The sequence below is a fragment of the Mesorhizobium sp. CAU 1741 genome, assembly GCF_039839275.1.
GTDB lineage: Bacteria > Pseudomonadota > Alphaproteobacteria > Rhizobiales > Rhizobiaceae > Aerobium.
Genome location: NZ_JBDOQP010000004.1, coordinates 511,625 through 522,241, shown reverse-complemented (window position 1 = coordinate 522,241; position 10,617 = coordinate 511,625). Strand labels below are relative to the sequence as shown.

Annotated in this window: 10 protein-coding genes; 2 read left to right on the top strand and 8 right to left on the bottom strand. The window is 61.9% G+C overall.

Annotated features, from left to right (window positions below; genetic code table 11):
• Positions 1 to 76: 76 nt before the first annotated feature.
• From AAFN84_RS18975 to AAFN84_RS18950, 6 genes are all read right to left on the bottom strand, one after another.
• Positions 77 to 628: a zeta toxin family protein gene (locus AAFN84_RS18975; protein ID WP_347516207.1), complete on the bottom strand. Its 552-nt coding sequence runs from the start codon at positions 626 to 628 to the stop codon at positions 77 to 79.
• A gap of 68 nt (positions 629 to 696) precedes the next feature.
• Positions 697 to 1,824, bottom strand: a complete 1,128-nt coding sequence (gene ugpC / locus AAFN84_RS18970; protein WP_347516206.1) for a sn-glycerol-3-phosphate ABC transporter ATP-binding protein UgpC — start codon at positions 1,822 to 1,824, stop codon at positions 697 to 699.
• Positions 1,825 to 1,836: 12 nt separating this feature from the next.
• Complete coding sequence (locus AAFN84_RS18965) at positions 1,837 to 2,733, bottom strand: ABC transporter permease subunit (RefSeq protein WP_347516205.1); 897 nt, start codon at positions 2,731 to 2,733, stop codon at positions 1,837 to 1,839.
• A 13-nt stretch (positions 2,734 to 2,746) separates the two neighbouring features.
• The gene (locus AAFN84_RS18960; RefSeq protein WP_347516204.1) at positions 2,747 to 3,631 is read right to left on the bottom strand and encodes a sugar ABC transporter permease; all 885 of its coding nucleotides are present in this window, start codon (positions 3,629 to 3,631) and stop codon (positions 2,747 to 2,749) included.
• 74 nt (positions 3,632 to 3,705) lie between these two features.
• Positions 3,706 to 5,043 carry an extracellular solute-binding protein gene (locus AAFN84_RS18955; protein WP_347516203.1) on the bottom strand — a complete coding sequence of 446 codons (1,338 nt, stop codon included), beginning with the start codon at positions 5,041 to 5,043 and terminating at the stop codon, positions 3,706 to 3,708.
• A gap of 120 nt (positions 5,044 to 5,163) precedes the next feature.
• Positions 5,164 to 5,529 (bottom strand): hypothetical protein, encoded by a 366-nt coding sequence (locus AAFN84_RS18950; RefSeq protein WP_347516202.1) that lies wholly within the window; start codon positions 5,527 to 5,529, stop codon positions 5,164 to 5,166.
• A 204-nt stretch (positions 5,530 to 5,733) separates the two neighbouring features.
• Here AAFN84_RS18950 and AAFN84_RS18945 point away from each other — a divergent pair, with 204 nt between their 5' ends.
• A complete protein-coding gene (locus AAFN84_RS18945; RefSeq protein WP_347516201.1) occupies positions 5,734 to 6,663 on the top strand; it encodes a sugar phosphate isomerase/epimerase in 930 nt (309 codons plus the stop codon).
• Between the two features lie 7 nt (positions 6,664 to 6,670).
• Here AAFN84_RS18945 and AAFN84_RS18940 read toward each other — a convergent pair whose 3' ends face one another.
• Entirely contained in the window at positions 6,671 to 7,660 is a 990-nt protein-coding gene (locus AAFN84_RS18940) for a sugar-binding transcriptional regulator (protein ID WP_347516237.1), read from the bottom strand.
• A gap of 173 nt (positions 7,661 to 7,833) precedes the next feature.
• Here AAFN84_RS18940 and AAFN84_RS18935 point away from each other — a divergent pair, with 173 nt between their 5' ends.
• The gene (locus tag AAFN84_RS18935) at positions 7,834 to 8,640 is read left to right on the top strand and encodes a hypothetical protein (protein WP_347516200.1); all 807 of its coding nucleotides are present in this window, start codon (positions 7,834 to 7,836) and stop codon (positions 8,638 to 8,640) included.
• A gap of 12 nt (positions 8,641 to 8,652) precedes the next feature.
• On the opposite strand, the gene ptsP is transcribed toward AAFN84_RS18935, so the two are convergent.
• A complete protein-coding gene (gene ptsP, locus AAFN84_RS18930) occupies positions 8,653 to 10,617 on the bottom strand; it encodes a phosphoenolpyruvate--protein phosphotransferase (protein WP_347516199.1) in 1,965 nt (654 codons plus the stop codon).

Genomic DNA, 10,617 nt, shown 5'->3' with positions numbered 1-10,617 from the left:
TTTCACAGCGGGCGGGGCGCACACGCGCCGGGTCAACTCTGCCAGCAATCATCACGAATAAGTCGCATAAGACGCATTATGGAACCGCCCTCTTATCTAGGCTGAAACTCGAAGAACGGCGGTCCGACCGCCACGCCGCCAAAAGCTTGGTGGTGTTCGTTTGCGGCTCTTCCGTTGAATCCAGTTCCAGATCGTAGATTTTGCCGACGTGTATGGTTTCGTAATCCTGCTTCGCACTTCCTAGCGGTCGATCGCCACGTGCTGCCTCACGCTCCATCAGGATTTCCAAGGGGCAGTGCACGCCAACGAAGAACACGTCGTGCTTGGCAAATCGGCTGATGAGCATTGGAAGCCATTCCTCGTCATCCAGAATATGCTCGAGGATGAGGTTATTGCCTGCATCGGCATAGGCCGAAAGAGATGCATGGAAGCCCTCGAAGAAGGCATTCCTGGCTTCGGACCAACGGAAATCTCCACGACGAAATCGGTTCATCGGCACGACCCCGGAGTCACGCAGATGGTCGATGGAAACATGCCAGAACGGCTTCTCCACCACCGCCTGCAATATTCCGGCGATAGTGGATTTTCCGCTGCTGGAAGCGCCGTGCAAGAAGATGATCTGCGCCATCGTCGCTTCCCTTGATTGGCCCGGGCGGGTCAGCAATTCCGGACAGACCTGGCCGCCGAGCAGCGATCTCACATCAAGGCGGCTGCTTTTGCCGGTGCTTCTATTGCCGGCGTCACAACACCGTCAACGGTTTCACTCAGGCGGCGGCCGCTATCGGCGTCGAAGAGATGGACGTCGGAGGGATCCACGACGAAGGATAGCGCCTCGCCAACCGCGAAGCTACGGCTTCCGGCCATATGGGCAATCAGCGTGTGCCCTCCGAACAGCCCGTGCACCAGTCTGGCCGCGCCGAGTTCTTCTGCGAATTCATATGTTCCGCGGATTCCGCCGGCAGCCAGACGCACTGACTCGGCCCTGAACCCTGCCGTGACCGGGCCATAGCCGACGTCGGGCCAGCGCGAACGGTCGTAGGCAAGCTGCTGTCCATCGGGGAGCGTCAGCAGCCCCTTGTCGGGATCGGCCGTCGCATCGATCAGGTTGAGACCGGGCGTGCCGATGAAGTTGGCGACATAGGTCGTCTCCGGGCGCTGGTAGACTTCCGTTGGCGTGCCGATCTGCTCCACCACGCCCTTGTTCATGACAACGATCCGATCGGCCAGCGTCATGGCTTCCACCTGATCATGGGTAACGAACAGCGAGGTTGCCCCCAACCTTTGATGCAGTTTGCGGATCTCGACACGCATGGCGACGCGCAGCTTCGCGTCGAGATTGGACAGCGGCTCGTCGTAGAGAAACACCTTCGGCTCGCGGATCATTGCGCGGCCCATGGCAACGCGTTGACGCTGGCCTCCGGAAAGCTGGCCCGGGCGGCGGTCGAGGAATTCCTCGAGCCCGAGTGACGATGCAACCTCGCGCACTCGCCTGTCGCGTTCCGCTTTCGGCACATGGGCGATCTTCAGCGAGTAGCCAATGTTCTGGGCGACGCTCATGTGCGGATAGAGGGCGTAGTTCTGGAACACCATGGCGCAGCCGCGTTCACGCGGTTCGAGCCGGTTGACGACTCGTCCCCCGATTTCGATCTCGCCCTTGGTGATCGCCTCTAGCCCCGCAACCATGCGCAGCAAGGTCGACTTGCCGCAGCCGGACGGTCCAAGGATGACGATGAACTCACCGGTGGAGACGTCGAGGTCGACGCCGTGGACGACTTCCGTGTCGGCATAGGACTTGCGGATGTTGCGCAGTGTGATTTCAGCCATTGTGAAGAACCCTTACTTGTCCGTGGAGATGAGGCCGCGAACGAACCAGCGCTGCAGCAGGATGGTGACGAGCACCGGCGGAGCCAACACGATCAGGTTTGCCGCCATGGCGGTGTTCCAGATTGGCGGAGCGCCGAAAAGCGGGCCGGGAACGACCTTTTGAAGTTGCATCGTCGCGGTTGCATAGTTGGCATGATCGGTGACGATGAGAAGCGGCCAGAGATATTGGTTCCACGACCAGACGAACATGATGGTGGCGAGTGCGATCATGTTGGTCTTCGACAGGGGCAGCAGCACCTCGAAGAAGAAGCGCAGCGGTCCTGCCCCATCCATCTTGGCGGCCTCCGTCAGTTCGTCGGGGATTGTCATGAAGAACTGTCGGTAGAGGAACGTCCCGGTCGCTGTCGCAATCAACGGCAGGATCAGACCCGAATACGAGTTGAGCAGGTTCCAGCGTGGCAGACCGATTTCGATACCGATGAGATTGAGGATCTGCTCGAAGGGGCCGAGCGCGTTTGCCGCCACCGCGTAGGTCGGTACGATGCGTACTTCCAGCGGCAACATCAGCGTGATGAAGATCAGCCAGAACATCACCATGCGCAGCCGGTAGTTGAAGTAGACAATCGAGAAGGCCGACAGCGCCGCGATGCCGATCTTGCCCGCAGTCACGCCCCCGGCAACGATGAACGAGTTGAGCATCACCCGGCTGAAATTGCCGTCGCGCCAGGCGGTCGCCAGGTTTTCGAAGAGATGCGTGCCGGGCCATAGCGGCATCGGAACCTGGTTGACCGTCTGGTAGTCATGGCTGGCCGCGACGAACACGATCCAGAGCGGGAGCAACAACATCACCAGGCTGATCACCAGGATCGCCTGGGTGACGAAGTCGAGGACGGGGGTACGTTCGATCATGATGCCGTCCCTCTCAGCTATAGTGAACGCGCCGCTCGATGTAGCGGAACTGGATGAATGTCAGCGCGACGATCAGCAGCATCAGCACGATCGATTGGGCAGCGGCGAGCGAGTAGTCCTTGCCCTCGAATCCGTCAGTGTAGATCTTGTAGACCATGAGGTCGGTCGCACGCGCCGGGCCGCCGGCGGTGGTGATGTCGACGATGCCGAACGAGTTGACGAAGCTGTCGGTGATGTTGATCACGATCAGGAAGAACAGCGTCGGGGTGATCAGCGGCAGTTGAAGGTCCCACATCCGGCGCAGCACATTGGCGCCGTCCATGGCACCCGCCTCACTGATGTTGCGAGGTATCGACTGCAAGGCGGCAAGGAAGAAGATGAAATTGTAGCCAGCCATCGTCCAAGCCTGCGCCATGACGATCAATAGCAGCGCGTCGAAGCCGTCGAGCGCCGGGTTCCAGAGATCTGGAAAGACCCGGTTGATCGCAGACAGGAAACCGGCGTCGGGCGAGAAGATAAACCGGAACGCAAGACCGACCGCGGGAGCGGCAAGCGCGTAAGGGAGAAAGAAGGTGAACTTGTACACCTGGTAACCAGGCAACTGCCGGTCGACGAACAATGCCAGCAGCATCGCGATGCCCAGCGACAGCACCGTGGAGGCGATGGCGAATATCATCGAGACCCGTACCGAACTCCAGTATTTCGGGTCGCTGAACACGTTGTCGAAATTGTAGAGGCCGACCCACTCATTGGTGCCGCCGAAAGGAGGCTCCAGCGTGAAGGCCCAATAGAGCGCTTCTCCGGTGGGCCAGTAGAAGAACACGAACACCAGAAGCATCTGCGGCAGGATCAGTGCGGCGGCGAGCCAGGTGTTCGAGAATGTCACGCGTTTTTCCAAGACCGGCACTCCCGCTCCGTCATGAGGAAGGAGGCGCTGCAGGCAGCGCCTCCGATGTCAGGGCAGAAGTTGGATCAGGGCAGGTCGGCGCCGCGATAGGTCTGCTCGTAGCGGCGCAGAATCTGGTTGGACCTGTCCGCCGCGTCGTTCAGCGCGGTTTCAATGTCCTTCTGGCCGGTGAAGGCAGCTTCGAGTTCGGCGCGGACTTCGGCCCGGATCGAAGTGAAGTTGCCAAGGCGAATGCCGCGCGACAGCGGGGTGACGTCGGAAGCGGTGAGTGATTCAATCGCCACTTCACGACCGGCAATCTCTTCGCGGTCGTAGAAGCCTTCGGACTTCAAGAGTTCGAAGCCGTCAGTGGTAACCGGAATGTAGCCGGTGTTCTCGGCAATGTACTTCTCGCCCGTGTCGGCTGCCGTCACATACTTGAGGAAAGCAGCGGCAGCTTCGTATTCCTCGTCGGACTTGCCATCCATGACCCACAGCGAAGCTCCGCCGACCAGCGAATTGGTGCGCTTGCCTTCTTCGAGCACCGGCAGCATGGCCACGTCCCAGTTCATGCCTTCGGCCTGGGTCGACTTCACCACGCCATGGTTGGCGATCGAAGATGTCGTCGAGGCGCAGGAACCATCGGCAAAGGCCTGGATCAGGTTCTTGCCAACCTGGCTCGTCTGGATCTTGGCGTAGCCGGCGTCCATCCAGTCCTTGAAGTTCTTCATGTGGTCGACAAAGGCAGTCTGGTGAAAGACGACTTCGGCGCCGAGGCCACCATAGCCATTGTCGAGCGTGGCGATCGGCAAGCCGTTCATGGCCGAGAACTGCTCGAGATTCATCCAGGTGTCGAAGTCGAACGCGAATCCGCATTCAACGCCGGCTTCCTTGAGCGCCTTCAGGTCGGCTGCGAACTCAGCCCAGGTTGCCGGAGCCTTATCCTTGCCGATCTTGGCCCACTCATCCTTGTTCCAGTAAAGGACGGCTGTCGAAGAGTTGTAGGGGAAGGACCACATGTCGCCTGTGGAGGTGGCGTAGTAGTTGGCGATTCCGGGGAAGTACGCATCCCAGTCGACGTCGATGCCGTGCTCTTCGGCAAATTTGTTGGCGGGATAGATGGCGCCCGAGAGCATGAAGTTCACGGTACCGGCGTCGTAGATCTGCACGACAGTCGGATGCTGTTCGGCGCGGTATGCGGCGATGGTATTCTGCTCAGCCGCATCATAGCCGCCCTGGCCGGAGCAGACTGCCTCGTACTTGTCCTGCGACGCATTGAAGAGATCGCATTGCTTTTGCACGACTTCGCCGAGCTGGCCGGTGAGACCATACCAGTATTGGAACTGGGTGCGCTCCTGTGCCTGAGCGCCGGACGCAATCGCCACGGTCGAGACAGCCGCGGCGAAAAGAGAAAACCTTGTCATTGTCAGCCTCCAGAGGATGGTTGGCGCGGGCTATCCCGCTGGCCGACTCCACTAGAGGCGATTGACGACAGTTTTGTTTTGCTCGGGTTACAATCCCGCGACGGTTCTATGACGCCGTTGTCACACGCCGAGTTCGCGAACCTCGAACACGTTGCCCCCGCTCGTGACGAACAGGCCGCCGCTCTCGCGACGGATGCGGTAGCACTTCTCGACACCGCCGCGCACCTCACCCCAGAGCGTGCAGATTTCATCACCGCGCAAAGTCCAGCGTCCGACGTCGCGCTGACGATCCGGACGATCGACGGTCATTTCCGCGGAGCCGTTCGGCAGCAGCATGAGATAGCCGTGGCGCCAGCCCTGTGCTTCCCACCACGCGATCTGCTTGCCGACGAGGTGCGTTTCGATCTGCCGATTTGTCAGCGCGTCGGCCGCAGCCGGGCCGGACCCCGCGACACAGGCACAAAGGAGCAGGAACAGCATGCGCATTGGCGGCTCCAATCGGAATCAGCGTTGAAAATGACACTTCAATGACGATTAGATGACATGGCAAACGGGTTGTCGAGCACCGCCCTGTTCAAATCTTTGCCGGTGGCCTGTCAGACAGGCGTCATGAATCCGCGTCATCTTGCGGGCGCACTCCGGGCACGGCAGTTCCGGAACCGAAGAATCCACGACACGAGGAAGAGAGCCATGCTGGCCAACGGTGCTTTGGGCACGGGTATATCCGCACACAAGCGCGCGAACGATCTCGGCGACTTCGCGGAAGAACTGGACATGATCGAGGAACTGGGCGTCGAGGCGATCGAACTGCCCACCTACGACATGGACATCGTCGTGGGTGGCAAGATACGCCAGCCGCAGATGAAGGCGCTGATGCGCGCATGTGGCGGCCGCGACGTCGCCTACTCCGTGCATGGACCGCTTTCCATCAATTTCATGGACGAGGCATGGCGCCTGCCGCGTCATATGGAAGTTCTCAAGGCTTCCCTCGAGGTCGCGGCCGAACTCGGCGCGGAGCACTATGTCATTCACGCAGGCATCGTCCCGCAGCAGCAGGCGAATGGCGTCGAGGCAGCTTATCTGCGCCAGCGTGAATGGCTGGCCAAGGCCGGCGACATCGCTGCCCAGCACGGCGTGATGCTGTGCGTGGAGACGCTGTTCGCGGGTTACGAAGGCAAGGGCCTCACGCCGACTGCGTCCCGGCTGGCTCAGGAACTCGCGGCGATCAATCACCCCAGCGTTGCGGCCACACTCGATTTCAGCCACGCCCTGCTGCGGCTCGACTATGAGGGCCGCCGTGAGGATTTCATTGAAGAAATCAAGACCATCGCGCCTTGGGCACGTCATCTCCATGTCCATGACAGCTTCGGCCGTCAAGATGACATCTGGATGTTCACCGATGGCGAGCGTGTCGCCTACGGGCATGGTGACCTGCATCTGCCGGTCGGCTGGGGTGAGATTCCCTGGGACCGGATCGTCGAGGAATGCGAATTCCCCGAGGGCGTCCTCTTCAATATCGAATTGAAGGAACGCTACTGGTATGTCGCGCAGGACACCGTCGACGCTACAAAGCGGCTGGCCGGCAACGCACGCACGACAAAGGTCGCGCGCGCGGCTTGATCGCCCGTCACGGCGTGACGCCGCGTGCTTCGAGCATGCGGCGCGCGCTGCGCTCGTCCGTGATCAGCACGGTGGGTGCGATCAACGTCATGGCGCCCAGCAGCGCGTCCGTCTTGTCCTCGCCGCCTGAGGTCAATATGCGCATGGGCGCCTTGCGCAGCCGATCCACTTCCACAGACATCACGAGCTGGTTGACGGGATGGTCGACCAGCACGCCATCCCTGTCGAAGAAGTGGAACAGCAGGTCGCCGACGGCGCCTCGTTCGACCAGCGCCTCGCGATCCTTCTCCTTGAGGAAGCCGCCGCGATAGAAGGTGGTGGCCGAGGCGATGCCGCCGACGCTGAGCAGAACGGCGTCAAGCGCGTCGGTCATCTCGAAGATGTCCTTCAGTCCACAGCGTTCGACCAGGGCGATCTTGGTTTCAACGCTGTCGACCACTGCCGGCGTTGGGATCAGGTAGCCCTCCCCCTGGAATGTCTGGGCAAATCGCCACGCGAATTCCGCCGGATTGAACCGCCGCGCCGCGCCGACCCCTCCCAGCAGTGATATCACCTGAAAATCCGACAATGGCTTGCCGCTTATGAACTGCAGGCTGGAAAACAGCGTGCGTCCCCAGCCGACACCGACACGCATGCCACCGTGCATCGTTTCGGAAAGGAAGCTGCCGGTCTTGGCGCTGATGGCGGGTATCGGGCTCGCCTCGGCGGCCGAAAGCGGCGCGACCAGCGCCTGCTGAAGCCCGAACGTCCGTTCGAGCGCGCGCTCCAGGCGCACCACATCGATCAGGTCGCTCTCGATGCTGATCTTGACCTCGTTGCGGGCGCGGGCTTCCGCCAGCATGCGCACTACACTGACGCGGCCGATGCCGAGCACGTCGGCGATCTCCGTTTGCGTCATCTGCTCGATGAAATACATCCAGGCGGCGCGTATCCGCAGCCGATCGGCGCGGCTTTCGCCGGTCGGCACAGCAATCCCCTCCTCGCCGTTCGCGGTGATCTTGCGCGGCTGCCGTGCCAATCCACTCCCTCTCACGCCGCCATGGGCGAGGCAAACGTCAACGATTCTGATAACAAACGCAACAACAAGCCTTGACCAGCCGGGCAGATGCGACGCAATTTCCCAAGGCATTGTCGCATGGTCGGTCGAGGCTTTGCCGACGAAACGAGAGGATGGCCAAATCGATGCTGCGTGAGATTTCCGAAGAGGTCCGCGTTGCGCTCAAGGATCGGCTGCGCGATGCGAGGCAGGTCATTCGCCAGCATCGGCACGATGGCGGCCATTCTCCCATGGCGCGCGTCGGCGAGCACCTGAAACTGCCGCATCCGCCGCTCCCCGTGAGGGGTGTCGAAAGCCTGCTAGGGCATGCCGTCAGTGCCTTTGATGATGCCATGACCGTTGCCGAACGGTTCGTTCCCATCGATCGCGCGGCCGGTGTCGGGCGGAATAGCGCTCGCAGTCTCGACATCTATTTTCGCGGCCGCGACGAAGGCAGCCGTGCTTTCCGGCGTGACCTCTATTACCTCGCCGCCACAGTGCTGGCCGCGCGCGGGATCACCGGAGCGCGGATCCATGAAACGGAACTCGCAAGCGTGCACGCCGCAATGAAGGGCAAGCACGGCGCAGAGCTCGCGGCGCTGGACGGCGCACACGGCTGGTCCGAAAGGGTTGCGGCAGGCGCGGTGCTCTGTGCGTCGCTGCTGACCGAACTGCTCGACCATCGGCCGATCCGTTTCGAGGACGGCTCGGTGCCGAATGAATCCATTCGTACGCTCGAGATATTGTGCCTGACGCCAATCGTGCTGACAGCCGGTTTCGCGACCGTGGATGCCGATGCGGCACGTGAGGCCGACCTCCTCGACCTTACGATCCTGGCCACCGACGCTCGCATCGATCGGATCGAGCCGGCATGCCGGGGACCGGAGGGACAGCAAGAACTGACACGGATATTCGCGATGCTGTTCGCGCATCTTCCGTAAGGCGGGTACCGCCTAAGTCGCCTTCATCTCGCCGATGCATTTCTTGGCGCGCTGGACGGACGCAGCGCTCATGCTCAGTTCCGTCAGTCCCATCCTGATAAAGGTGGGGATCAGGTCCGGTCGTCCTGCCGCCTCGCCGCACATGCCGACCATGATCCCGGCATCGACACCCGCCTTGGCCGTCATTTCGATGGCCGCCATCACAGCCGGGTTTTCGACGCTGTTTAGGCTGCTCACGACGGGATTCAGGCGGTCCGCCGCCATGACGTACTGTGTCAGGTCGTTGGTGCCGATCGAGAAGAAGTCGACTTCCTTGGCCAGTGTTGGGGCGATCAGGACGGCCGCCGGTGTCTCAATCATCACCCCCAGCGGAAACGCTGCATGCTCCCTGCCCTCGGTGCGGAGTTCGGCTGCTGCCTCCGCGATGAGGGCGCGGGTGCGCCGCACCTCCTCTATCTCCGAGATCATCGGCAGCATCACCTTGATGTTGCCGTGGATAGCAGCGCGCAGCAATGCGCGAAGCTGGGTCTTGAAGATGTCGGGGCGATCGAGACACATGCGGATTCCGCGCCAGCCAAGGAACGGGTTCTCCTCCTGCGGGAACTCAATACCGGCAATCGGCTTGTCGCCGCCTATGTCGAGCGTGCGCACGATTACCGGATGGGGCGCGAACGCTCGGGCCGCTGCGGCGTAGGTCTCGGCCTGCATGTCTTCAGAGGGAAGGTGCATGTGGCGCATGAACAGGAGTTCGGTGCGGAACAGGCCGACGCCCATGGCTCCGGCTTCCAGTGCGGCATCGATTTCTTCCAGCGAGCCGATATTCGCCGCGACCTCGATGACAGTGCCGTCCGGGCGGCTGGGCACCGCATCCTTGTAGGCCGACAGCGCCTTGCGTTCCGCGGTCGCTGCTAGGATGGCTGCATCGAAGCGTTGGCGGGTGGCCTCGTCCGGTTCGAGGTGAACCTCGCCGCGCGAACCGTCGATGGCCACGTGTTGGGCTCGCTTGAGCTCGATCACCTGCGATCCGAGCCCAAGTACGGCAGGAATGCCATGCGAGCGGGCAATGATTGCCACATGCGAGGTGGCACCGCCATGCCCGCAGACGATGCCGGCGATGCGCTTCAGCGGCGCACGCGCGAGATCCCAGGCACCGATGTCTTCGGCGATCAGGATCGCGCCTTCCGGCAGCGCATCCAACCCCGCCTCGTCCTGTCCGAGCAATGCCAGGGAGATCTGCCGTCCTACCGCCCGGATGTCGTCGGCACGGGCGTTGAGATACGGATCGTCGAGCTCTGCGAACTCCGCTGCCACTTGAGTGGCAGCGGCCATCACCGCTGAAACGGCATCCAGCCCCTTCCTGATCGTTGCCTCGGCTTCGCCGATCACGCTTTCGTCGGCTGTGATGTCCCGCAAGGCGGCGATGATGCCCCTGTCGCTCTCCGCCAGCGATGTCTCGGCCAACGTGGCGTCCATGCGGTTTTGGACCGAGAGGATGGCGGCGCGAAGCCGCTGCAGTTCGGCGTCGCGTTGACCGGGCGCAATGGTGCGGGCCTCGGTCTGGATGTCCGCGGGGAAATACGCAAAGGCCGGCCCGATCGCGACGCCCTCGCTGGCGGCGACGCCGCGCAAGAAGGTTCCGATCTCCGTCTGCATGTCCGGCTGCACCGCCGGGGGTGGTGCATATGCAGGCGCCCCCGCGTGCAACTCGTCCTCTCCGAGGCCGGAATCGGGATTTTCCAGATAGCCGATGAGTGCTTCGACGGCTTCGGCCGCGTCCGCACCTGTCGCCCGGACCGACACCTCCTGGTTTTCCTTGACGCCCAGAAGCATCAGCTTGACCGGGCTCTTCGCGCTCACGGCCTTGCCGTCACGGATGATCTCGATCTCGGATTCGAAGCTCTTGGCAAGCTTCACGAAGCGCGTGGCTGGGCGTGCATGCAGCCCCTCATGCACCCTCACGATGGTGGAGCGTTCCAT